Origin of the sequence: Pseudomonas maumuensis, assembly GCF_019139675.1 — a bacterium.
Classification (GTDB): Bacteria; Pseudomonadota; Gammaproteobacteria; order Pseudomonadales; family Pseudomonadaceae; genus Aquipseudomonas; species Aquipseudomonas maumuensis.
Window position 1 is genome coordinate 3,734,161 of sequence record NZ_CP077077.1, and the last position, 24,584, is coordinate 3,758,744.

The window sequence follows — 24,584 nt, forward strand, 5'->3', positions numbered from 1 at the left end:
TCAGCGCTGAACGATGGAGTCCCTCGATGGCCAACGCGCCATTCTTACCTTTGCAGCCACTGGCGGACGAACTGCTGCCCTGCTTGCCCGCCGCCTGCACCGACGGCTCCCACGACCGCGCCCATATCCAGCGGGTATGGAGCAATGCCCGGCGCATCCAGGCCAAGGAAGGCGGCGACCTTGAGATACTGCTCGCCGCCACCGTGCTGCACGACTGCGTGGCGGTGGAGAAGAACTCGCCGCTACGTGATCGGGCCTCGACGCTCTCGGCCCAGCGGGCCGCCGCGATCCTCACCGGCATGGGGTGGCCAGCGGCACGCATCGAACAGGTGGCGCATGCGGTGCAGACCCACAGCTACTCGGCAGGCATTGCGCCGCTGAGCCTGGAGGCGAAGATCCTCCAGGACAGCGATCGTCTCGATGCCATCGGCGCAATGGGCGTTGCCCGCTGCTTCTATGTCGCAGGCCGCATGGGCTCATCGCTGTACGACGTCAAGAACCCGATGGCCGAAGGACGGGACTACCGCGACAACCAGTTCGCCATCGAGCATTTCCACACCAAGCTGCTCAAGCTCGCCTCGGGCTTCCAGACCGCGGAAGGGGCCCGCCTGGCCACGCTCCGTCATGAACGGCTGGCATCGTTCCTCGACGATTTCATGGATGAGATCGGCACGGCCTGAGATCGACTCAGGTCACGGGCACCTGCAACCCCGTCTTCACATTGCTCATCGCCACCAATGTCTTGAAGCGCTTCACATTGTTGCTCTGGAAGAACAGCTCCCGCGTCAGCTGAGTGTATTGCGCCATGTCCCGCACCAACATGATCAGCACGAAATCGCACTCCCCCGCCACGTAATAGCACTGCTGTACCTGCGGACAGGCCATGAAGGCGCGCTTCATGGCGTCGAGCAGGTCGAGCCGCTCGTTTTCCACCTCCACTTCGGCAATCACGGTCAGTGCATAGCCCAGCGCCACCGGGTCCACTTGGGCCACCGTGCGCTGGATCACGCCGTCGTGGGTGAGCTTCTTCAGGCGGCGGTTGACCGCCGCCGAAGACAGGTTCACCTGCGCGCCAAGGTCGATCTGGGAAGTGCTGGCGTCACGCTGCACGGCGTCGAGCAACGCGCGGTCGAAGGGGTCAAGGTTCATGGATGTAACTCCTGTAAAGCACTGTGCAGATGCAATGAAATTACGCATTTAATCAAAAAATCAATATTTAAGCTCAATGCAAGCAAATAAAATTTCACCACACCCCATGAACGATGCCTTGGAGAAGCGCATGAATGAGCTGCACCTCAATGGCTGGAAACTGCTGGAGCAGATCCACGCCCTGGGCGAGATCGGTGCCGACGCGCAGCACGGCGGCCGCACCCGCATCGCCCTCACCGAGGCCGACAAGGCTGGCCGCGACCAGTTGCTGGCCTGGATGCACGAACTTGGGCTGGAGGTCGCCATCGATCGCATCGGCAATATTTTCGGCACCCTGCGCGTACCCGGCGATGCCGCGCCACTGATGATCGGCTCGCATATCGACAGCGTCACCAATGCCGGCGCCCTGGACGGATGCTACGGTGTACTGGCCGGGCTGGCGGTACAGCGGGCCTACCGCGAGGCCGGCGTGACGCCCGCACGCTCGATTACCGTGGCGGCCTTCAGCAACGAGGAAGGCGTGCGCTACCAGCCGGACATGATGGGCTCGCTGGTGCATGCCGGCGGGCTCGCGCTGCAGGCGGCGCTGGACACCCTCGGCACCGATGGCACACGCCTGGGTGACGAGCTGCAACGCATCGGCTACGCCGGCAACATGGAGCCTGGCGCCATCATGCCCCACGAATACCTCGAGCTGCATATCGAACAGGGGCCGCTACTGGAAGCCGAGCAAACGCAGATCGGGGTGGTCGAGAACCTGCAAGGGATCTCCTGGCAGCAGGTGACGGTAACAGGCAACGCCAACCACGCCGGCACCACCCCGACCCGGTTGCGCCACGACGCAGGCTTCGTCGCCTGCGCCGCGGTCACCGAGCTGCGGCGCCTGGCCCGGGACAGCGGCACGACACTGGCCACCACCGGCTGCATGCGTTTCGAGCCCGACGTGATCAACGTGATCCCACGCCGCGCCACCTTTACTGTCGACCTGCGCGACCCGGACGAACAGCGCCTGCAACAGGCCGAGGCGCACCTGGCGCAGATACTCCGGGCGCTCGCCGAAGCCGAAGGGGTCACCCTCGAAGCCGAGCAGTTGGTGCGTTTCCAGCCGGTGACATTCGACGCCGCGCTGGCCAACGCCATCGAGGCCAGCGCCAGGCGCCTGGGCTTGAGCCATCGGCGCATGACCTCCGGCGCCGGGCACGACGCGCAGATGATCTCGCGTATCGCCCCGGCGGCGATGATCTTCGTGCCGAGCCGTGGCGGCATCAGCCACAACCCCCGTGAGCATACCGACGACACCCAGTTGCTCGACGGCGCGCGGGTGCTGCTGGACGTGGTCGCTCAGCGACTGAACGCCACGCCGTGATCCAGCCCTATCGCTTTGCCAATCGGAGCATCCCATGCTGTTCGCCAACCCCAACGCTACCCGCCAGCCCTACCCCCGCGCCCTGCAGGCACTGATGAGCATCCGCCAGGCGCACGAAAGCCGCCAATGGCTGACGCACTGGCCGCAACTGCGTGCCACGGGCACACCACTCTACGACCTGCCTGACCTGGCCGCCGAACTGGGTGTCGGGCAGGTGCGGATCAAGGATGAATCGGTGCGCTCACCTCTGGGCAGTTTCAAGGCGTTGGGGGCGCCCATCGCCCTGGTGCGCCTGATCCTGCGCACCTTCCCCGGACACGGTTTCACCGCCGCCGACCTGTTCGCCGGCCGCCACGCCAGCCAGCTGGCCGGCTTCAGCGTGGTCAGCGCCACCGACGGCAACCATGGCCGCGCCCTGGCCGCCGCAGCGCAGAGCGTGGGATGCCGCTGCATCATCGTCCTGCATGCCCACGTCAGCGTAGAGCGCGAACTGGCCATAGCCGCCTACGGCGCGCAGATCGTACGGGTCGAGGGCAACTACGACGCCTCGGTGGCGCATGCCGCGGCCTTGGCCCAGGCCCATGGCTGGCAGGTGCTTTCAGACACCTCCTACGAGGGCTACGAACAGATTCCCGGCGACGTGATGCAGGGTTACGGCACCCTCGCCGCCGAGCTGGTCGAGGCCGCTGGGCCAGATCCAGCCTTCACCCATGTGTTCCTGCAGGGCGGCGTGGGTGGCTTGGCGGCGGGCATCGTCAGCTACCTCTGGGAGCTGATGGGTACACAGCGCCCGACCTTCGTCGTGGTCGAACCCGAAGAGGCCGACTGCCTGCTGCAAAGCGCCATGGCCGGCCAGCCGCGTGCCGCCAGCGGCTCGGTGGACTCGGTGATGGCCGGGCTGGCCTGCGGGGAAACCTCGCCGCTGGCATGGCGATTCCTGCAGCCAAGCGTCGATTTCTTCATGACCCTGGATGACAGCGAAGCCATCGCGGCGATGCGCCGCCTGGCGCAAGGCAGTGCCCGGGATATTCCGTTGCTGGCGGGTGAGTCGGCGGTGGCCGGGCTGGCAGGGTTGGCGCGGTTGATGGCGGCGCCTGCGCTGGCGGCCCAGGTGGGCCTCGGACGCGATTCGAGGGTACTGCTGATCAGCACCGAAGGGGCTACCGCTCCAGGCCTGTATACCGAGTTGGTGGGTGAAACACCGGCATCGGTAATGGCCAGGCAACAGGCGTGGCGCTGAATCAAGACACCTGCTGTGGAAATTCGCTTTACCTGTCCATAACTTCAGGGTTCATCATCGCCCCACTGCATGAGGGGAAGACAGGTGTATCGCATTTCCGAACTGGCGGCGAAGGTGGGCCTCAGCCGTTCCACGCTGCTCTACTACGAAAAACTCGGGCTGGTCACCTCACGGCGCCAGGCCAATGGTTATCGCCTCTACCATGAGCAGGACCTGCAGCAGTTGCGCCTGCTGCAGCAACTGCAGGCCGGCGGCCTGAGCCTGAAGGAGTGCCAGGCGTGTCTGGAGGCGCGACTCGACCGGCCGGCCCTGCTCGAACGCCTGCGCAGCCTCGACGAGGAGATCGCCGCCCGCCAGCGCTCGCGTGAACTGCTCGCGGCCATGCTTGGGTTGTCGTCCATGCGCCCCTGGCACCAGGCCCTCGAGCAGCAGGCGCCCGGCGCCCACCTGGCGTGGCTGCGCCGGCAAGGTTTCAGTGAAAAACAGGCCCTGCGCCTGAAATGGCTATCGCGCGACATGAACCAGCACGAACACTACATGGCCGACTTCGAACGCATTGTCGAAGGCCTGAAGCACCTTGGGCCAGGCTCGGCGCAGGATTCGCTGAAAGCGTTGCGCGCCCTGCCCCGCCCGCCCGCGACATTGCTGGACATCGGCTGCGGCCGTGGCGCCACCAGCGTGCTGTTGGCCGAACACAGTGCGGCGCAGATCACCGCGCTGGACAACGACGAACACAGCCTCGGCTGCCTGCGGGAAACCCTGGCCGCCAGAAGCCTGCAGGAGCGCGTCACGCCGCTGTGCGCAAGCATGACCCACCTGCCATTCGCCCCCCAGCGCTTCGACACGATCTGGGCCGAGGGCTGTGCCTACATCATGGGCTTCGACAACGCCCTGGCGTACTGGCGCACCTTCATCAAACCCCAGGGTTGCCTGGTGGTCAGCGACCTGGTGCGAGTGGCCGACAGGCTAGCGCCATCGGCCGAGGCCTTCTGGCAAGCCGCCTACCCGGACCTGCAAAGCGTCGACACCCGCCTGGCCGCCATCACCCGCCAAGGCTATCGCTGCCTGCTGCACTTCCCTCTGAGCGCGCAGGCCTGGGCCAACTATCTGGAGCCGCTGCGCGAGCGCGTGGCCGCCCTGGCAAACGACACGTTCGCCTCCCAGGCCTTGGCCGACATCCGGCGCGAACTCGAGATCCACCAAAACCACCTGGGCGAGTACGGGTATCATCTGTTCATCATGCAGACACGCTGAACCCGCCCCAGGACATGGAGTCACCATGAACATCGAAAAACTGCAGAACCGCCTGGACTTCCTGCGCCAGGCCGAACAACTCAAGAGCGTGCTGCGCAGCGCCCATACCTCCAGCGGTCGTGCTGAAAGCACCGCAGAGCACACCTGGCGGCTGTGCCTGATGGCCATCACCTTCGCCGACGAACTGGGCGACCTCGACCTGCTCAAAGTGCTGAAGATGTGCCTGGTCCACGACCTCGGCGAAGCCATCAGCGGCGACGTGCCCGTCGTCAGCAAGCAGGGCTTCCCCGACAAGAGCCAGCAGGAGCGTGATGACCTGCTGCAACTGATGGCGAGCTTGGATGCGCCCCTGCGCGAGGAAATCATGGGGCTATGGGAAGACTACGAAGCCGCGACGTCCGCCGAAGCCCAGGCGGTCAAGGCCCTCGACAAGCTGGAGACCCTGCTGCAGCACAACCAGGGCCGTAACCCACCGGGCTTCGACTATGCCTTCAACCTGGATTACGGCAAGCGCTACACCGCCGCCACACCGCTGTTCGAGGCCCTGCGCGGCCTGATCGACGCCGACACGCGCAGACACCTGGACAATGGCATCGCCCTGCGCGACGAACGCCCCGAGGACATCGACGCCATCGGCCAATTGACCGAAGCCGCCTTCGCCGACGCCGAGCACAGCAGCCACACCGAGCAGTTCATCGTTACGGCGCTGCGTCGGGCCGGACAGTTGACAGTTTCGCTGGTGGCCGTGGAAGCCGGCACCGTCGTCGGCCATGTGGCGATTTCCCCGGTCACCCTGGCGTCGGGCGCCAGCGGCTGGTTCGGCCTCGGGCCGGTCTCGGTGTCGCCGGCGCGCCAGGGCCAAGGCATCGGCTCGGCGCTGATCAATGCCGCGCTGGCCCGGCTGCATGGGCTGGGCGGCCAGGGCTGCGTGGTGCTGGGCGACCCGCGCTACTATGCCCGCTTCGGCTTCAAGGCCCAGCCGGGCCTGACCTTGCCGGGCGTGCCTGCCGAGTACTTCCAGGCCCTGGCCTTCGCTGGGGACGTACCGCAAGGCGACGTGCAGTACCACGCCGCGTTCGGGGCCAGCGAATAGGCCTGACCGCTTCACGGCCAAACCGTGGGCCTGGCCCCGTTGCCAGGCCCACGGCAAATCCACAATAATGCGACAAATTCCCATTTAAGAATTCATCCATGTCGGCCGAGTCCCCTGCCCTGCCCAATGCTGTCGGTACCCTCTACGCCCAGCACAGCGCTTGGCTGCGCGGCTGGCTGCGCAAGCGCATGGGCAACCATTGCGATGCCGCCGACCTGGCGCAGGACACCTTCGTCAAGCTGATCAAGGCCCGCACCGCGCTGGAGATCCGCGAGCCGCGCCAATACCTGAGCACCGTGGCCAAGGGGCTGATGATCGACCTGCTGCGCCGGCGCTCGCTGGAGCAGGCCTACCTCGACACCCTGGCCAGCCTGCCCGAAGCCCAGGCCCCCAGCGCCGAGACCCAGGCCATCCTGTTCGAAACCCTGGTGGAACTCGACCGGCTGTTGCTGGGGCTGGGCGCACGGGTGCGCCAGGTCTTCATCCTGTCCCAGCTCGAAGGCCTCACCTATGCCCAGATTGCCGAGCAGTTGGGGGTTTCCCTGCGCACGGTGAACGGCCACATGGCCAAGGCCATGGAACATATCTGCCTGCTGCAATGGGACGCCAGCGAGTGACGCCGACACCTGCCCAACGCGAGGCGATTCGCGCCGCCGCACGCTGGTACGCACGGCTGGCGTCAGGCACGGCGGACGCGCACGAACAGGCGCGCTGGCAGCAATGGCACGACAGCGATCCCTTGCATCAACTGGCCTGGCAGCGCATGCAGGCAGTCAGCGACAGCCTTGGCCGCGTGCCAGGCCAACTGGCCGCCACGACCCTATTGGCGGCTGGGCAATCGCGACGTCAGGTGCTCTACGGGCTGGCCTGCCTGCTGGGTGGAGGGACGCTGGCGACCCTGGGTTGGCGCAGCGACCTGGGCCTGGCCCTGAGGGCCAGCCACCACACGGCCGTGGGCGAGCGCCGCACCTTCACCCTGCCTGACGGCAGCCAGTTGACCCTCGACACCGACAGCGCGGTCGACGTGCGCTTCGACAAGCGCCAGCGCCTGCTGGTGCTGCATCACGGCCAGCTGGCCGTCAGCACCGGCAGCGACCCGGCCGCTCGCCCCTTCCTGGTCGATACCCGTTTCGGCCAGGTGCTGGCATTGGGCACCCGCTTCACCGTCAGCGCGCTCGACCAGGGCAGTGAAGTGGCGGTACTGGAAAAGGCGGTTCAGGTCTCGGCAGGCACCAGTCGGCCGCTACGCCTGGAAGCCGGCCAGCGGGTCGCCTTCGGCGCGACGGGCATCGGCCAGGTACGCGACAACGATGCCTCGGTCGGTGCCTGGCAGGATGGCAGCCTGATTGCCATCGAGCAGCCGCTGGGCGAGTTGATCGCCCAACTGTCGCGCTACCGCCCCGGTGTGCTGCAGTGCGATCCGGCGGTGGCTGACCTGAAGATCTCCGGCGCTTTTCCGATCAGCGATACCGACCTGGCCCTCGCAGCCCTGCAAAGCGCCTTCGCCGTCGATGTGCGGCGACGCACCCGGTACTGGGTGACGGTGACCGCGCGCGGTTGATTTTTTTGCCAACGCTTGCACTTTCCTGCGCGCTCGTTCGGCCCTTCCTTCCATCTGACACACTCAAGCATCTGGGGAAGGTAAGCATGAGCACGCGGTACACGGCACACTCGGCATTGGCCCTGGCCATCCACTTGTCACTGGGCACGGCGCTCGCCTTGCCTGGCATCGCCCTGGCCGCATCGGCCAACAGTACCCAGGCCCGGGCATACGCCATTGCACCGGGCAGCCTGAACGAAACCCTGAGCCGCTTTGCCAGCCAGGCCGGCGTGGCGCTGTCGTTCGATGGCGCACTTACCCGGGCCCTGCGCTCGCCCGGGCTGCAAGGCAGTTACAGCATCGACCAGGGCTTTGCCGTGCTGCTGGCCGGCAGCGGCCTGCAGGCGGTGCGCCAGGCCAATGGCGTGTATCTGCTGATCGCCCTGCCGAACGATGGCGCCGTGCAACTCGGCGCCACGCAGATCGACAGCCAGAGCCTGCAGGCCGATGCCGACAGCTACACCGCCTCCAGCGCCACGGTGGGCAGCAAAGTGGCCACCTCGCTGCGTGAGGTACCGCATTCGGTATCGCTGATCACCCGCAAGCGTATCGAAGACCAGAACCTCAACAGCCTGACCGACGTGATGGGCAAGATGACCGGGGTCTCGGTGCAGAAAGGCGGGATCTCCCAGGCAGCCATGGGCAACGAGAGCAATTTCTTCTCCCGCGGCTTCGCGGTGTCCAACACCACCCTCGACGGTGGCGCGCCACTGACCAGCTCGATCGCCGGCTACGGCTCGCTCAGCCAGCTGGACATGGCCCAGTACGAACGTGTCGAGTTCCTGCGCGGTGTCGATGGCCTGTATTCCAGCACCGGTGACCCTGGCGGCACCATCAACCTGGTGCGCAAGCGCGCCCTGCGCGAACAGCGCCTGAGCTTCGCCGCCTCGGCCGGCAGCTGGGACAACTACCGCAGCGAGCTGGATGTCACCGGGCCGCTGGTCGACAGTGGCGCCCTGCGCGGCCGCCTTGGCCTGGCCTATCAGGACAGCAAGTCGTTCCTCGACTACGTCGACACCCAGAACTCGCTGACCTACGGCGCGCTCGAGCTCGACCTGACGCCAGATACCGTGCTCACCGTCGGCGGCAGCTTCCAGGACAACGATGGCGTGCCCTACTTCGCCGGGCTGCCACGCTACAGCGACGGCGCCGACCTGAAGCTGCCACGCCACACTGCCTTCACCTCGAACTGGAACACCGTGCGGGAAAAGACCTCCCAGCTGTACACCCGGCTGGAACACAACTTCACCAGCGACTGGTCGCTGACCATCGACCTGACCTACGTCGACATCGACCGCGACTCCACTGGCCTGTACTACTTTGGCGGCGTCGACCCGCAGAGCGGCACCGGGCCGACCTGGCACCAGTACCCGAACAAGGGCGGCAGCGTGCGCAAGACGGTGAACAGCTACCTCAAGGGCGGCTTCGATGCCTTCGACCGCCACCATGACGTACTGCTCGGAGTGGACTACACCAACACCGTGGGTTCGGTGATCCAGCGCACCGGCCTGATTTCCGGCATCCCCGTGGACCTCGGCGGACGCAACCCGCCGCAGGACCTGGGCAGCACGCCCAACAAGAAGCAGTTGCTGCCCGAGATCCGCCGCTCCGCCTACGGGATGACGCGCCTGGCCCTCAGCGACGACCTCAAGTTCATCCTTGGCGGTCGCCTGACCGACTACAGCTACCAGAACAAACAGGACTTCTACGACGGTGTGACGCCACCGTCGCGCCCAGCCACACAGCACAAGCGGGGCGTGTTCACCCCCTACGCCGGCCTTACCTACGACCTCAACGCCCAATGGACCGCGTACACCAGCTACGCCGAGACCTTCACCCCCCAGGCCGGCAACACCGACACCAGCGGCGCCCAGATCGCGCCAGCCACCTCGAAGAACTACGAGATCGGCCTCAAGGGCCAGTGGTTCGACGGTCGCCTCAACAGCTCGTTCGCGGTGTACCGCATCGAGCAACAGGACACCGCCGTCTACGATGAAAACGGCAGCGGCCCGGTCGGCAGCGAAGCCACCTGCTGCTACTTCAATGCAGGCCAGGTCACCAGCAAGGGCTTCGACGCAGAAATCAGCGGTGAGCTTGCTCGTGGCCTGCAACTGATGGCCGGCTACACCTACAACCGCCTCGAGGCCAAGGACGCCAACGACGGGCGCGGCAGCTTCGAAGGGGTCACGCCAAAACACCTGCTCAAGGTCTGGGGCACCTGGCAGTTGCCCGGTGAACTGCAGGACTGGAAAGTCGGCCTGGGCGCGATCAGCCAGAGCGGCACTTCCAAGCGCGGCACGGTCAGCCCGTTCAACCCGGCCAGCGGCCGCTTCGACGGCGACCCGGTCGACTACAAGTTCCTGCAATCGGGCTACACGATCTGGAGCGCCAGCCTGGATTACCGGATAGACCAACACTGGTCGGCAACCCTCAACGCCAACAACCTGTTCGACAAGAAGTACTACGCGACGGTGGGTAACTCGGCCTACAACAACTTCTATGGCGAACCACGCAACCTCATGCTGACCGTGCGCAGCACATTCTGATACCACGCCTCGGCGGCAGGCCGGGACTCCCCGGTGCGAGAGAAAGGCTGGCGGCGTCAGTGCAATCGATGTGCTCCGCAGCCAGCGACCATCGTCTACCTGAACGTTTTCGACCGCGTCTTTCCTCCGCACCAGGTTTTCCGATGCAAGCACTCCTGCAAGAGATCCTCGACCACGTCCGCCCCCTGCTCGTCCAGGGCCAGGTGGCGCAGTACATTCCCGCCCTCGCCCAGGTCGACCCCAACCAGCTGGGCATCGCCGTGCAGAGCCTGGACGGTCAGCTGCACTGCGCCGGGGACGCGCGCACGCCGTTCTCGATCCAGAGCATCTCCAAGGTGTTCAGCCTGGTGCAGGCGATCAATCACAGCGGCGAGGACATCTGGTCGCGGCTGGGCTACGAGCCTTCGGGGCAGGCGTTCAACTCGCTGGTGCAGCTGGAGGTGGAAAAGGGCCGCCCGCGCAACCCGTTCATCAATGCCGGGGCGCTGGTGATCTGCGACATCAACCAATCGCGCTATGCCACGCCTACCCTGTCGATGCGCGATTTCGTCCGCCGCCTGGCGGCCAACCCGCGTATCGTCAGCGACACGGTGGTGGCCGAGTCGGAGTACCAGCACCGCGCTCGCAATGCGGCCATGGCCTACCTGATGCAGGCCTTCGGCAACTTCCACAACGATGTCGACGCGGTGCTGCGCAGCTATTTCCACCACTGCGCGCTGTCGATGAGCTGCGCCGACGTCGCCCGTGGCTTCGCCTTCCTGGCCAACAGCGGCTACTGCCCGCACAGCGGTGAGCAGGTGCTCAGCCCACGCCAGGCACAGCAGGTGAACGCGATCATGGCCACCAGCGGGCTGTATGACGAGGCCGGCAATTTCGCCTACCGGGTCGGCCTGCCGGGCAAGAGCGGCGTGGGCGGCGGCATCGTCGCGGTGGTGCCGGGGCGCTACAGCATCTGTGTGTGGTCGCCGGCGCTGAACGCCTCGGGCAACTCGCTGGCGGGGTTGCGGGTTCTGGAGCTGTTGAGCGAGCGGATTACCGGGTCGGTGTTTTCGGCGGTCTGAGCGAAGTCGTCGCCTAAGGAGGGCTTTCGCGCCAGGCCGACGGGCTCACGCCGGTCCAGCGTTTGAACGCCCGGCGAAAACCGCGCACATCGCTGTAGCCCAGCGTCTCGGCGATGCGCTCGATGGCCATCCGCGGGTTGCCCAGCAGGCTCATCGCCCGCGCCTGGCGCACCTGCTCCTGCAAGCCGTCAAAGGTCATGCCGTGCTCGTTCAGATGCCGGCGCAGGGTGCGGCTGCTCATGTTCAGGTCAGCGGCGACGCTATCGATACGGCAGCCCTGGGGCAAGTCGCGGGCGATGGCGCGCTCCACGGTCTGCAGCAGGCTGGCCTTGTGCTGCAGCGGCGCGCATTCCATCTCCAGCAGGGTGAGTGCCTGGCGCAAGGCCACGGGCTGATGGCCCGGCAAGGGCTGGTCCAGCCAGTGGCTGGCGATCACCATGCGGTTGTGCAGGCAACCGAACGCCACCTCAGGGCCCAACAGGCTAGCGTAGGCCTCCAGGTAGACCGGCGCGGCATGGGTGAACTCGAAGCGCAGCGGCGCGAAGCCGGTGCCGATCAGCGCCCGGCTGTAGACCATCAGGCTGGCGAAGAACTCTTCCACCGCGAACACCTGGATATCGGCATAGGGCAACCGGCATTCGACCTCGACGAAGGTCTCCCGCTCGCCCTCATGCAGGCTGTATACCGCGATGCCGCCGCTGGTGTGCTGATAGCGCGCGCCCACCTCGAAGGCATCGCGCAGGGTCCGGCACAGCGACAGCACATGCCCCAGCAGGCCCAAGGTACCCAGCACATTGCGATGCCCGACCCATAACCCCAGCCCCTGCCCGGGCAGGGCCTCCAGGGTGCGACGGATCAGCGTCACCGCCTGACGGCAGGCGATGCGCTGGGCCGGGTCCTGCAGCTCACCGGGGGTGAAACCCAGGCCGCGACACAGCCGCTCGCCGTCAAGGCCACGATCGCTGGCGAGCTGGATCAGCGTCTGCAACATGAAAGGCGAGGCCAGCGCCTGGTCCAGCTGCGGGTCGAGGGGGGTATGGGGCATGGCGACGACTCCCGAACCGAGACGCCTGGATTCTTGTTGTCGGGGCTGCGCTCGGCGCCGTCATCATATCGCGCAGGAGAAGGCCCTGGCGGCGAGAGTAACAAAATATTGCAGAGTGTCCGGCAAAGCCCCCCTGCCTGGCCGGTACGGCCCTGCATCCCCGGGCGGCCAGCGCTTATTTGTATAGGGCAGCCGACGCCGCTCGCCCACAACAACAAGAACGAGCCCGACCATGACCCCGACCCGCCGCCCCTGGCTGCCCCCGGCAGCCGCCTGCATGCTCAGCGCCAGCCTCGCACTCCCAGCCCACGCCACCGAGAACGGTGTCGACAACATCGGCCCCGGCACCGACGGTTTCTTCGTCCTGCCGCTGAACGTCGACCAACTGCCGGAGCACATGTTCGCCTTCAACCTGTACTACAACCACTACCAGGCGCGGAAGCTGGATATCAGCTCGCTCGGTGGCAAGGTGCCGCAGGTGAAGATCACCTCCGACGCGATCATCCCGCGGCTGGACTATCTCAGCCCGCTGCGCGTGTTCGGCGGTCGCCTCGGCGGCTACGTGGCACAGCCCTACATGCGCCAGCAAGTGGCGATGTTCGGCCAGCGCAGCCGCCACGAAAGCCAGGGCGACGTTACGGTCGCACCAATCATCCTCTGGGACCTCGGCCCACGCCTGACCCTGGGCGCGGCGCTGGAGATCACCCTGCCCACCGGCGACTACGAGGCCACGCGCCTGGCCAACACCAGCAACAACTTCTACACCTACAAGCCTCTGTTGTCGGCGACCTGGCTGCCCAGCGAACGCAGCGAGCTGTCGGTCAAGGCTACCTACAGCTTCAATGAAGAGAATCACGACACCGACTACCGCTCGGGTCAGCTGTTCCATTTCGACTATTCAGCCAGCTACCGGGTGACCGACAACCTGCGCCTGGGGGTCAATGGCTACTACGTGAAGCAGACCACCGACGACAAGCAGTTCGGTCGAACCGTGAGTTTCATGGGCGAGGATGTCGATGACGGTGTGCGTGGCCAGGTGTTCGCCATCGGCCCGGCGCTGCATTACACCTTCCTCGAGTACGCCAGCATCGAGGCGCGCTGGGCCAAGGAGTTCGCGGTGCAGAACAGGCCGGAGGGCGAGATGCTGTGGGTCAAGCTGAGCTTGCCGTTCAGTTTGTGATGCTCGCTTCTGAAGCTATCAATGACCCTTTATTGAACGTGACCCTGTGGGAGCGACGGTCTTGTGTTGTTTGTAAGGGCCTCATCGCTGGCAAGCCAGCTCCCACAGGGACGACGCTTGGCTCGAGGGCCGCGCGGTCGGTGTGGGAGCCGGCTTGCCGGCGATCACCGGCAACGCCGGTGCCCGACAACGCGGTGCCTGCATCGCCGGCAAGCCGGCTCCCACAGGAATGACTATTCATACAGCAACAGCACAGCCTGAGCGATCCCCCTGGCGCTCACGCATACACCGGCCATCTCTCTACGATCCGCCCCTCGCGCACCGCCAGCAGGTCGCCGAACTGCAGCAGTATCGCCTCGGACTGGGTAGGTCGCAGGAACACCTGGTCGTCGACCTGCAACCCGACCGCGGCCGAGCCATTGAGCATTTCCTGGTTGGAGCTGCGCCCGTACAGGCCGTTGAAACGCAGGCCCCGGGGCGACTCCGGCTCGGCCAGCCAGTTGCCGCCATAAATGAAGAAGGTTTCGCGCTGATTGGGATCCCACCAGGCAAACAACGCCGACTTGCCGTCCAGCGCCGGGATCTGCACAGCCCCCGTGCGCTTGATCACCGGCGTGGCGATGTAGGCCGCAGGCATGTGGTCCTGCAGCGACGGCAGGTCATAGTGGCTGGGCTTGAGCAATGCCGAGCCCACCGACACCTCGCTGCTGGTGCGCTCGTGTTCGTGCATGCGATAGCTCGGGCTGCCGGCAGTGTTGAGCGTCAGGTCCGTGCGCCACAGCCCGGGATAACGGCTACGGGCATGCTCGACGAAACCGTCGTACGCCCCCATGACCTTGGCGAACAGCGCCTCGGGTGAACCCAGGATGCCCGGCACACCCATGCCGACAAAGGGGTCGTAGCCCATGAAGCCGGCGAAGGTCAGGTGCTGGGGGTTGGCGGCGATGATGGCGAGCATCCGCTCCAGCTCCGCCACATCCTTTACCCCGCCACGGTGCAGGCCGACATCCAGCTCGATATTGATCCGCAGACGTGTGCCCAGCCCCTGGGCCAACGCCAGGTACTGTTGCAGGCGCTCGGGGGTGTCGAGCAGCCATTGCAACTGCCTGGCCGGATCGAAAGCGCCGCGGTGCGCTTCGTAGAACAGCTGCGCCGAACGCACCGGCAACGGTTTGCCGAGCAGGATATCGGCCTCGGCAAAGCGCACGGCGTCAAGGTTGAGGAACGGCTGGTGGAAGGACATCAAGCGGCCGGTGCCGGCGCGCCGGGCGATGTAGTCGAGCAACTGCGGCGAAGGCAGCGACTTTTCCACCAGGCGCAGGTGCTTGCCGGCGCGACGCACCGACTGGGTCACCACGTCGATGTTGTGGTCCAGGCGGTCGAGGTCGATCAGCATCACCGGGCGCATCGGCCCGTGCTCGCGCAGTTCGCGCTGCAGCCTGGCGAAATAGTCGCTGTGCGGCGCGCCTTGTGCGCCGGGGCGCAGCCAGGCGCCGGCGGCGGCCAGCAGCACGCCGGCACCGGCGGCGCCAACCAGGAATCTGCGTCTGTTCATCTACACCTCCTAGTGGGCCACGCCCAGGATCGAGGCCAGGTGGGCATTGAGGAACTTGCCGGTCGGGTCCAACGCCTGGCGTACCTCGGTAAAGTCTTTCCAGCGCGGATACAACGGTTGCAGGGTGCGCGCATTGAGGGTGTGCAGCTTGCCCCAGTGCGGGCGCCCGGCGTACTTCCAGAAGATCGGCTCGATGGCGGCGAAGAAGTTGTGGTGGTCCATGCTGTAGTGCTGATGCACCGAGATCGAGCAGCTGTCGCGCCCTTCGAACATGCTCAGCGGGATATCGTCGGCCTTGACGTAGCGGTACTCGATGGGGAACCAGGTGCGCAGGTCGCGCTCGCGGATCAGCGCGAGGATCTCCCGCAGGCAGGCAGGCCCCTGCTCGGCGGGCACCGAGTACTCCATCTCGTTGAAGCGCACGTTGCGCACATTGGCGAAGATCGCGTACGAGTCATCGACCCGCTCGTCGAAGCTGGCGACATGCCGCAGGCTGTTGAGCAACGCCCGCCGCGCGGCGGGAAAGTCACTGCCGTACTTGTCGAGCTTCTCGATCAGGCTGACGAACTCATTGCCGCCTTCACTCGCCGGGTCCCGGGCGGCGGTCGGTGCATCCTCGGTTTCGTTGAGGGCGATGGACAACGCGTAGTCGGAGTGGGTGATCACCAGCATTTCCCAGTGCTGGTTTTCGCGGGTGTTCTTTTCCACTTCCTCGAGCAATTCGTCGGTACGGGCGATCCACTGCCGCTCGCGCAGGCGGAAGGCCTCGCGGTTCTGCAGGCGGATGCGCGTGGCCACGCCCAATGCGCCGAGCGACACCCGCGCCGCGGCGAACACTTCAGGGTGCCTGCGGCTGTCGCAGTCGAGCACTTCACCGCTGGCCGTGACCAGTTGCAGGCCGCTGACCCGTGAAGAATACGAACCGAAGCCGACGCCGGTGCCATGGGTCGAGGTGGCGATCGCGCCAGCCAGGGTCTGGTAATCGATGTCGGCCATGTTCGGCAGCGCCTGGCCCACCGCCTTGAGCGCCGCGCCCATCGACGCCATCGGCGTGCCGGCGGCGAACTCGGCCTGCAGCGTGGCCGGGTCGTGATCGAGCAGGCCGCTGAAGTGACCGAGCGACACCAGGGTGCCATCGGTTGGCACCAGGGCGCTGAAGGAATGCGCCGAGCCGACCGGGCGTACTTTGCCGGTGGCCTGGCCGATGACCTGGACCAACTCGTCCAGGCTCTGCGGCGCCAGCCGCGCTTCGGGCAGGCAGCTCTGCGCGCCGGACCAGTTGCGCCAGGGAATCAGCCGTGGCGCGCGCAACAGCTGCGCCAGCGCCGGGTTGCCGGACAGCGCCAGCAAGGCGCAGGCCGCGCCCGCCTGTTGCAGCCAGCGGCGTCGAGAGAGGTGGATCGCCATGGGGATACCTTGCGTTCAGTGGAGGGGCTGGCCGGCCATGTAGCCGATCAGGGCCAGGAACTGTGCCTCGGAGCACTGCATGCACAGGCCCATGGGCGGCATGCCCTGGTAGCCGTTGATGCTGTGATCGAGCAGGCGCTCCGTACCCTGGGCAAGGCGTGGCGCCCAGGCCGCCGTGTCGCCGGCCAGGGGGGCACCGGAAGCCGGGTTGGCGTGGCAGGTCTTGCAGGTGCTGGCATAGAGCGCGGCCAACGCCGGGTCGGTGGGGGCGGCCCGGGTGGCAGCAGGTTCGCTGTCGTCCCGGCAACCGCCGAGCAGCAAGGCCAGGGTGGTCAGGGCGGCTGCGCGCAGCAGCGGTGGAAAAAGCGGCATGGTGCTCCCCTCTTCTACCGTGCGTGGGCACGGCGTTTTCTTGTGGTGGGTAGGGGCAACAGTAAGGCGGGAACAGGCTGGCGGTTCAGGGCATTGGCGGCCAGCGAGGGGGGTGGGATCGGACAATCCTGCAAGGCCCCTTCAGCGCAGGCCTTTGAAGATCCTCGGACGTGGTAGGGATCACATCAGGGTTGCCAGGTGCTCGTCGCAACCCTTGCGGCGCCTAGCAGACCGAGCGCCGCCCGCGCGGCGCATCGCGGATGAATCCGCTCCTACATTCGTTGCAACGTACCGAACCTGTCAGGCCATGGCTGCCAGCCTTGGCGCAAGGCTTGAGACAGGTGGGGCGGCAGCAATGCCCACCGAAAAATCGCGTCAAGCACACAAGGCTAACAACCATGGCCTATCAGGCATGGCCACGTTGCAACAAATGTAGGAGCGGATTCATCCGCGATGCGCCGCGCGGGCGGCGCTCGATCTCACAGGCGCGGCAACTCTAACGTCGAACACCTTGAAAAGCCTTGCCCCGCGATAGACCGCAGGGCGTGCCCCGTCAGCCCTTGTTGGTCAGGCCATCAAGCTGACCTTCGACCGTCACCGGCCCGACCTTCAACTTGCCGTCATCCAGCGACACGCTGGGCAGGCCGGCTTCAGGCAGCTTGGGCAGGTCGAGGGTGGCCTTGACCTGATATCCGAGCGGCTTCACCTCGGCCCCGACCATATTCCCACCCTGCTCCACGCTTTTGACCTGCAGCCCCAGCTCGCGCTGCGCCGTAATACCCGACGCCTCACCGACCCCGGCCTTGCGCACGAACTCCCCCTGGGCATTGAACGACGGCGTGTAGCCGAAGGCGGGCTTGGCTTCGCCCTCCTTGGCCTCGCCCGGTTTGCCGACAAGGCCGGCGCCCAGGTCGAGACGTACCGAGGTGGTGGTGTCCTGACGCTCCTGGATGCTGAGCCCGCCGTCGAACTTGCCGCCGATGTGCTGGCCTTCGACACGCGCGCCGCTCAGTTGCGCCGCGCCCGTGCTGTTCAACGCCACCGTGTCGGCGGCGATCCGGCTGTTCTGCTGGGTGGTGCCCTGCAGATGATCCACATGCACCTTGCCGCCGAGGTCGAAGTCATGGGACGCAGTGGCCTGCTGATCGGCGTCGGCCGGGGTATTGCGGCTCAGGTTGCCGCCGGCCTTCAGCTCGACGCCCCAGTTGTTGCGGCTCTGGGTGGACTGCGCCGACTCCAGCGCCAGGCCACCCTCGCCTGCGCTGACGTTGACGCCCGCAGCTGCGACCTGCGTGCCCTGCAGATGCACCGACTGGCCGGCCAGGTCCACATTGGCGCGGCTGTTCAGCTGGCCGCCGCTCAGGGTCTGCGAGCGTTCGTTGGTCTGGCCCACATTGAAGTTACCGCCCAGCTTGCCGCTCAGGTCGCGGCCCTGTTCACCGGTGGCTGCCTTGCCGCCGAGGTTGAGACCACCGCCCAGGTGGCTGCCGCTGACGGTCCGGGTGTCGCTGGCGGCCTGCAGGTCGAGAGCGCCACCGGCCTTGAGTTCGACCGGGCCCGCCACGTCGATGCGCGTACCTTGCAAGGTCTGGTCGCCACCGCTGCCCAACCGCACCGGGCCGCTGCCGCTGATGCTCGCCACCTGGGCCTTGCTGTCGGTACTGTGTTCGCCGGCATGGTCGAGTTGCAACCCTGCGCCCAGGTCGACCTTGTCGCCCACCGGCAAGGTGCCCACGGTCAGCGAAGCGCTGCCAGCGAGGCTGCCGGTGTCGCGACGCTCATGGTTGCTGGCCTGCTCCAGGGCCAGCTTGCCGCCGGTGTTGACGGCCACCGCGCCCTGGCCACCGTCGAGGCGGCTGCCTTCGAAGCGGGCATCGCCGTCGACCTGGATGTTCAGGCCCTGATTGCCAGTAAAGGTGCCGACCACGGCAGTGGAGCTGTCCTCAGTGAAGGATTTGCTGCCCCCCGAGCCATTGGCGGTGACGTTCAGGTCTTCGCCGGTCTTGGTGTAGACCCGGGCGGATACATCGGCATTCACCTGCTGCTCGCTGCGGCTGTGGGTGTTGCTGGCCGCATCGGCCTGCAACGTGCCGGCCTTGACGTTCAGCGCGCCGCCGTTGGCGTTGTACTGGGTGCCCTGGTCCTTCAGCGCACCGGCTACGTCCAACCGGACGCCCTGGCCGTTGAACTGGCTCACCACCGCGGTGCCGGTCTGCTCGCCCTGCTGCTGGCTGGTATGGCCCACGGCCAGGTCGACGCCCAGGTTCGGCGTGCCGAGCTTGCCCAGGGCGTCGGTCAGCGAGGTCTTGCCGGCAAGCACGTCCTTGACATCGCCCAGCGGCAACTTGCCGTCGAGCGCGTCCTTCACCGACACCTTGCCGTCCACCACATCCTTGACCACCCCGGCGATCGGCCGGGCGATGTCCTTGTACTCGACATTGACGCCGACATCCGCCGTCCAGCTGCTTTGCTGGTGGCTGTTGCTGCTGGTGTCGCGAGCCGCGCGGTTGTCCACCTGGTTGGCGCTGACGCTCAGGGTGCCGGCGCTGTTGGCCTGCGCGCCTTCGCTGGCCAGGGTGTCGGCCTTGATGGTCAAGTTGCCGGCGCTGTCGATGCCGGTGGTCTTGGCAGTGCTGCTGCTCGCGGCGTCCTGCTGGGTGGCATGGGCGAAGTCGACGCCGGCGCCGGCACGGTCGAGGCCGGCGGTGAGGTAGACGCCACCCCCGGTGTGGCTGCTGTCGCGAGACTCGCTGCGGCTGTCCTGCTCAGCCAGCAACGACACCTGCTTGCCGGCCAGGGTGGTGTCGCCTGCGGTGGACTTCACCGCTGCGCCCTTGACGGTCAGGTCACCGCCAGCCGTCAGCTGAACTTCGCTGCCGCTGAGGCTGGAACCCTGCTGGCTGACCTGGCTGCCAGTGGCGCTGTGGCGATCGCTCGCATAGCCGACACCGGCGCGATACTGCCCCGAGCCCGGCGCGGTTTCCTTGGTCGAGGCCACGAAACCACGGCTGCTGCTGGCGCTGCCGTGCTCACGGGTGTCCTGGGCCGAAGCGACCTTCAGGTCGCCCGCCGCGTCGGCGCTCAACGCGCCGGTGGCCTTGACCGTGGAGCCGACCACCTCGATGCCCTCGGCGCTGTTCAGGCCGACACTGCCACCGGCCACCAGCTCGCTGCGCACGGCGGTGCTTTCCCGGCTGTTCTGCTTGGCTTCGTTGTGGCTGACGCCGAAGAACTTGCTCTGCTGGTTCTGGCTGTCGCGCTGGTCGGTGCGCGAGGCGTTGCTGATCTGCACCTGCTTGCCGGCGATGCGGATGTCCTGGCCGCTGGTCAGCTGGGCACCTTCGGCCAGCACCGAGGCCTTGGCCCGCAGTTCGATATCGCCGCCCTTGAGCTGGCTGGTGACGCTGCGCTGGGTTTCGCTGCGGTTGTCCCAGTCGGCTTTCCAGAAGCCCTTGGTGTGCTTGCCCTGGTCGCTGTTGACCTGGCGTTCGGTGGCAGCGCTCAGGCGCAGATCGCCACCACTGTTCAGGCTCAGTTGGCCGGGCGCCTCGATGCTGCCGGCATTGACGGCGAGATCCTGCCCGGCATTCGCCCGAGCATCACGCTGGGCCACGACCTGCACCCCATGCTCGCGGGTATCGCTGTCGATCTGGGTGCGCTGGTAGGTTTCCCAATCGATGCCCAGTGCGCCGCTGCGCCAGTTCTCGCGTTTCTCCTGGAGCTTGCGGCTTTGCACGGTGCTCAGGGTGAGGTTGCGCCCGGCGTCGAGCTTGACGTCGCGCCCGGCCACGTCGGCGGCGGCCAGGGTCAGGTCCTGGGCACCCCGCAATTGCACATCGCCCTGGCTGCTGCGCACGCCCGCGCGGGTCGCTTGCAGCGAGTCGGCCACGGCGGCGCCGCTGATGTTCAGGTCACCCGCCGAGTCGATGCGCACGCCGTCGCGGCCTTCGATCTGCCCCGGCCCGACCCGCACCCCGGCACCCTGCGCGGTGCTGACGATATTGATGCGCCCGGCCTGCATCGCGCCGAACAGGCTGGCGTCGATACGCTGCTCGCCGCTGGCCGCGCCGCCATCGAGCACCTTGACCTGGCCGCTGGCGTAATCCAACTGGTTGCGGCCCACGCTGAGGTTGAGCTGGTCGCGGGCATCCAGGCGGCCCTGGCTGTCGATGCGCGGGGCGATCAGGTTGACCGAACCGCCGTCGTTGCGCAGGCCGGCGCCCTGCACCTGCAACTGGCCGCTGGCATCCTGGGTGCCCAGGGCCTTGAGCCTGCCGGCGTCCAGCTCGGGCCGGCCCACCACCAGGCTGGCGTTGGGCGCGTTGATGAAGCTGGCGCCGTTGACCGAGATGCCGTTGGGGTTGGCCAGCACGTAGTCGGCGGCACGGCCGAAGATTTCCTGGGCGCCATTGATGGCCGAGGCGTTGCGGCTGACCACTTCATTGAGGATCACGCTCGCCGCCTGGCCCTGGAACTGCGGGTTGGCCGCCAGCTCGCCGGCCAGCTGCGAGTGCCCGGCCTGCAGGGCGTTGTTCAGCACCAGGCCCTGGCGGTCGACGTTGTAGTCGAGGAACTGGTTATGCGACAGGCCCGCGCCGTTGGGGGCGACGATATTGACGATGGGCACGCCGCCCTGGGTCTGCAGTTGCGCTGTGCCCCCGGGCCCGGGGGCGACCACCACGCCGCCGGCCAGCGCTTGGGGCAGGCTGGTGGCCAGCAGCAGGCTGGCGATCGCCCAGCGCAGTTTGCCTTGCGGGGACAAATTGAAGGTAAAGGGGGTCTTGGGCATTGGTCACTCTCCATGTAGGTACTGCTAAATCGGTGCGCTCAAATCTGCACGGCGGCGCGCAACAGCCAGACTTCGGGCTCGCGCTGGTAACCACGGGGAGTGGTGAGGCTGCGCTGGTAGTCGAGGTCCAGCTGCAGCGCCTTCCAGCCCAGGTTCAAGCCCAGACTCGCGCCGCTCAGGCGCTGGCTGGAGGCGCCGTGGTCGGCCTTTATCCAGCCGTGATCCAGCCCCAGCCGTGGGGTGATGGTCAGCGGTCCCTGGGGGTGCAGCGGCAGGCGCAGGGTGTTGCGCCACACCGCCCCGCTGGCACCGGACAGGCTGCTGATGCGGTAGCCGCGCACGGCCGAGTCGTCGGTGCCGAGCAACTGCTCGATGGCCGGCAGCGGGTCCGGGCTGTACTGCAGGTTGAGCTGGCTCTGCCACTGCCAGGCCTGGCCCAGCAGCTGGCCATTGCGCCACTGGCTGAGCCCGGCGCGGTACTTGTGAAACTGCGCCATGGGCAGGTCGGGCACCCGCCGATCGGCATCGTCGTCGGCGCCAAACCAATGCAGCCCCTGGGCGTAGTTGAGGTCCAGATTCCACACCGCGCGGTCGAGCCAGAACAGGTTGAGGCCGGCCTCGGCCACGGTCAGCGTCGGGCTCTGCACGTCCAGGCGCACCTTGGCGAACTCGCTGTCGACATCCTTGTGCGCCAGTTGCAGGCTGGCGCTCAGTTGATGGCGCTGGTCGCGCCACAGCACGCGCTCGCCGCGCAGGCTGAGCTGATCGGTAATGCCGCGGCTATGCAGGGTCAGGGTGCTGAGCTTGACCGGCGAGCGATACTCGGCATGGCTGGCGAACAGGCTGAAGGTCCAGTAGCCATAGGGGATCGCGTAGTACAGGCTGGCGTTGCGGCTGTAACGGTCGCCCTGGTTGAGGGTATCGCTGGCCGACAGGCTGAGCAGGTCGTTGAGTGCCAGCGGGTTGTCCAGGCCCAGGCTGAGCACGCGACGGTCGCGCCCGGTGCTGGCGCTGCCGAGGTTGTCCAGGCCCAGGCCCACGGCCACCCGTGGCTGGCCGGCGCTGCGCGGGCGCAGAATGATCCGCGAGGCGCCCGGCTGGCTGCCGGGGGCGATATCGGCGGTCAAGTCGACCGAGCGCAGGCGGTTGAGCTGGTCCAGGCCCTGCTCCAAGTCACGCAGGTTGAGCGGCTCGCCGAGCATGCCGGGAAAGGCCCCGGCCAGCGACACCGGCAGGCGCTGGTCGGCCAGTTCGATGGCCTCCAGGTAGCCCTCGTCCACCAGGATGTCCAGCGACTGCCCGGCTGCCGGGGCGCTGCTCAGGTAGGGCCGGCTGGCGATATAGCCCTTTTCCAGGTACAGCGCGGTGATACTCGCCAGCAGCTGGTTGATCTGCCCCACACCCATGCACGCCGCCACCAGCGGGTCGATGCGCGCATCGAGGGTGGCACGCTCGATCAGGGTGACGCCACCCACACGCACCCCGGCCAGCGGCCAGCAGCGTGCATCCGGAGTCGCGGCCTGGGGGACCTGCGCAGAAGTATCCGGCCCCGTGAACGCACCGCGCTGCAGTTGGCGGCGACGTTGTTCCAGTTGCAGTTGCTGCAGATCATGTTGTTGCTGTTGCTGTTGGCGCAACACTTCCTGGCCGGGCACGAACGTCTCGGCACGCAGGTTGTCCAGGGACAGGCAGGCCAATACGACGCACAGCGATACGCGACGGCAATCAATAGCAGACAGGTACGACATACAACACCCATTCGCAGGCAAAGGCACAGCGAGAATCGCAGTACTTGGAACTTCCCGGCACGGTCACCGAGAGTTATCGGCACACGTGCAATAACTTTAGAAAGTTGAGCGTTAATCACTGTAACGCTCGCGGAAAAGTTAATGACTGCCAATTACCAGCCAAAGCCCGGCATGACCACCTGGTCGCCCGACACCCCATGCTGCAGAGGCTAAGGGGGTTGACGCGACAGATTGTCCAACAATCAAACTTGCCGACTGTTTGAACCAACGGTACTTCTAGACACGAGCGGGAGACACCGGACTTTAGTCGAATGCCGTCTGCCCACAGCAACTTGGAAACACACAAGAGGACTCTACTTCGGTGAAACGCATCGAAACTAAGCCGAACAACTGGCCCGCACAGCGACGATTCGTGCTGAACTTTCAACTCTATTGAAGCGACTGTCCTCGAATGTACTTGCAACTCGAATACGCGTTAGATCCCTGGTGTATGCTCGCGACATCACAGCCCACCGTACTGAAATGCCCCTCGACAAGGACAACAGCATGCCCCGCCTGGACTGGCTTGAACACCATATGGCCCACAGCGCTACCCTCGCCCAGTGGCTGCACCAACAGTTCCACTACGAGTACGCGGACGTGCCGCTTAGCGACTGGCAACGCGAGTTCGCCGAAGGTCAGCGCAACGGCCAATGGCGATGCCTGGTCGCCCTCGACGGCGACCGCCTGCTGGGCAGCGCCGCCCTGGCCAGCGACGACCTGCCCGGGCGCAGCGATCTTGGTCCGTGGCTGGCCTGCGTGTTCGTCACCCCGCAAGCACGAGGGCAAGGCCTGGCGGAACGAATGATCGAAGGCATCTGCGACCATGCACGCAGCAGCGGGGTCTCCACGCTCTATCTGCACACCCATGACCAGAGCGCCTACTACGCCAAGCGTGGCTGGGCACCGCTGGAGCCATTCGAGGCCTGGGGGCAGCAGCACTGGCTGATGTCACGCACGCTTTGATCGCGTGCCGATGGCCGCTCTTTCAAGGTCTTTGGGTACGAGGCTATTGATCGAGTGAGGGCCTCTACGTGTTCGCCGCAAACCTTGCAGCGCCTATGAGATCGAGCGCCGCCCGCGCGGCGCTCGATCTCATAGGCGCAGAAGCCTTCGCGACGAACACCTTGAATGACCTGA

The 24,584-nt window shown here is 66.4% G+C and carries 18 protein-coding genes and 1 pseudogene; 12 read left to right on the forward strand and 7 right to left on the reverse strand.

What is annotated here, in order from left to right:
• Positions 1-26: 26 nt before the first annotated feature.
• Positions 27-680: an HD domain-containing protein gene (locus tag KSS90_RS16660; RefSeq protein ID WP_217866462.1), complete on the forward strand. Its 654-nt coding sequence runs from the start codon at positions 27-29 to the stop codon at positions 678-680.
• A gap of 7 nt (positions 681-687) precedes the next feature.
• Here KSS90_RS16660 and KSS90_RS16665 read toward each other — a convergent pair whose 3' ends face one another.
• Complete coding sequence (locus tag KSS90_RS16665) at positions 688-1,149, reverse strand: Lrp/AsnC family transcriptional regulator (protein ID WP_217866463.1); 462 nt, start codon at positions 1,147-1,149, stop codon at positions 688-690.
• Between the two features lie 130 nt (positions 1,150-1,279).
• Between KSS90_RS16665 and KSS90_RS16670 the strand changes: the two genes are divergently transcribed.
• The 9 genes and pseudogenes from KSS90_RS16670 to glsB all read left to right on the forward strand — a co-directional run bounded on the left by KSS90_RS16670 (position 1,280) and on the right by glsB (position 11,309).
• A complete protein-coding gene (locus KSS90_RS16670) occupies positions 1,280-2,515 on the forward strand; it encodes a Zn-dependent hydrolase (RefSeq protein WP_217866464.1) in 1,236 nt (411 codons plus the stop codon).
• A gap of 34 nt (positions 2,516-2,549) precedes the next feature.
• The gene (locus tag KSS90_RS16675; RefSeq protein WP_217866465.1) at positions 2,550-3,755 is read left to right on the forward strand and encodes a diaminopropionate ammonia-lyase; all 1,206 of its coding nucleotides are present in this window, start codon (positions 2,550-2,552) and stop codon (positions 3,753-3,755) included.
• 84 nt (positions 3,756-3,839) lie between these two features.
• Positions 3,840-5,009 (forward strand): MerR family transcriptional regulator, encoded by a 1,170-nt coding sequence (locus KSS90_RS16680; RefSeq protein ID WP_217866466.1) that lies wholly within the window; start codon positions 3,840-3,842, stop codon positions 5,007-5,009.
• 25 nt (positions 5,010-5,034) lie between these two features.
• Positions 5,035-5,592, forward strand: a pseudogene (locus KSS90_RS25690) (HD domain-containing protein); the annotation flags it as partial.
• Between the two features lie 9 nt (positions 5,593-5,601).
• Positions 5,602-6,102 (forward strand): GNAT family N-acetyltransferase, encoded by a 501-nt coding sequence (locus KSS90_RS25695; RefSeq protein WP_263975116.1) that lies wholly within the window; start codon positions 5,602-5,604, stop codon positions 6,100-6,102.
• Positions 6,103-6,200: 98 nt separating this feature from the next.
• Complete coding sequence (locus KSS90_RS16690) at positions 6,201-6,719, forward strand: sigma-70 family RNA polymerase sigma factor (protein WP_217866468.1); 519 nt, start codon at positions 6,201-6,203, stop codon at positions 6,717-6,719.
• Positions 6,716-7,663 carry a FecR domain-containing protein gene (locus KSS90_RS16695; protein ID WP_225933095.1) on the forward strand — a complete coding sequence of 316 codons (948 nt, stop codon included), beginning with the start codon at positions 6,716-6,718 and terminating at the stop codon, positions 7,661-7,663. Before KSS90_RS16690 ends, KSS90_RS16695 begins: the two co-directional genes overlap by 4 nt.
• 86 nt (positions 7,664-7,749) lie before the next feature.
• Positions 7,750-10,248: a TonB-dependent siderophore receptor gene (locus tag KSS90_RS16700; RefSeq protein ID WP_217866470.1), complete on the forward strand. Its 2,499-nt coding sequence runs from the start codon at positions 7,750-7,752 to the stop codon at positions 10,246-10,248.
• A gap of 143 nt (positions 10,249-10,391) precedes the next feature.
• On the forward strand, positions 10,392-11,309 hold the full coding sequence (gene glsB / locus KSS90_RS16705) for a glutaminase B (protein ID WP_038705799.1): 918 nt from the start codon (positions 10,392-10,394) through the stop codon (positions 11,307-11,309).
• A 13-nt stretch (positions 11,310-11,322) separates the two neighbouring features.
• On the opposite strand, the gene KSS90_RS16710 is transcribed toward glsB, so the two are convergent.
• Complete coding sequence (locus tag KSS90_RS16710; RefSeq protein ID WP_217866471.1) at positions 11,323-12,354, reverse strand: AraC family transcriptional regulator; 1,032 nt, start codon at positions 12,352-12,354, stop codon at positions 11,323-11,325.
• A 232-nt stretch (positions 12,355-12,586) separates the two neighbouring features.
• On the opposite strand from KSS90_RS16710, the gene KSS90_RS16715 reads away from it, so the two are divergent.
• Positions 12,587-13,534 carry a SphA family protein gene (locus KSS90_RS16715; RefSeq protein WP_437180038.1) on the forward strand — a complete coding sequence of 316 codons (948 nt, stop codon included), beginning with the start codon at positions 12,587-12,589 and terminating at the stop codon, positions 13,532-13,534.
• A gap of 277 nt (positions 13,535-13,811) precedes the next feature.
• Here KSS90_RS16715 and KSS90_RS16720 read toward each other — a convergent pair whose 3' ends face one another.
• The 5 genes from KSS90_RS16720 to KSS90_RS16740 all read right to left on the reverse strand — a co-directional run bounded on the left by KSS90_RS16720 (position 13,812) and on the right by KSS90_RS16740 (position 23,405).
• Positions 13,812-15,089, reverse strand: coding sequence for a DSD1 family PLP-dependent enzyme (locus KSS90_RS16720; RefSeq protein WP_437180039.1), 1,278 nt, complete (start codon positions 15,087-15,089; stop codon positions 13,812-13,814).
• 9 nt (positions 15,090-15,098) lie between these two features.
• Entirely contained in the window at positions 15,099-16,430 is a 1,332-nt protein-coding gene (locus tag KSS90_RS16725; RefSeq protein WP_217869815.1) for a D-arabinono-1,4-lactone oxidase, read from the reverse strand.
• Positions 16,431-16,511: 81 nt separating this feature from the next.
• On the reverse strand, positions 16,512-16,868 hold the full coding sequence (locus KSS90_RS16730) for a c-type cytochrome (RefSeq protein ID WP_217866472.1): 357 nt from the start codon (positions 16,866-16,868) through the stop codon (positions 16,512-16,514).
• 553 nt (positions 16,869-17,421) lie between these two features.
• Complete coding sequence (locus tag KSS90_RS16735; protein ID WP_217866473.1) at positions 17,422-21,657, reverse strand: hemagglutinin repeat-containing protein; 4,236 nt, start codon at positions 21,655-21,657, stop codon at positions 17,422-17,424.
• A gap of 38 nt (positions 21,658-21,695) precedes the next feature.
• On the reverse strand, positions 21,696-23,405 hold the full coding sequence (locus KSS90_RS16740) for a ShlB/FhaC/HecB family hemolysin secretion/activation protein (protein WP_217866474.1): 1,710 nt from the start codon (positions 23,403-23,405) through the stop codon (positions 21,696-21,698).
• Positions 23,406-23,951: 546 nt separating this feature from the next.
• Between KSS90_RS16740 and KSS90_RS16745 the strand changes: the two genes are divergently transcribed.
• The gene (locus KSS90_RS16745) at positions 23,952-24,410 is read left to right on the forward strand and encodes a GNAT family N-acetyltransferase (RefSeq protein ID WP_217866475.1); all 459 of its coding nucleotides are present in this window, start codon (positions 23,952-23,954) and stop codon (positions 24,408-24,410) included.
• Positions 24,411-24,584: the final 174 nt, after the last annotated feature.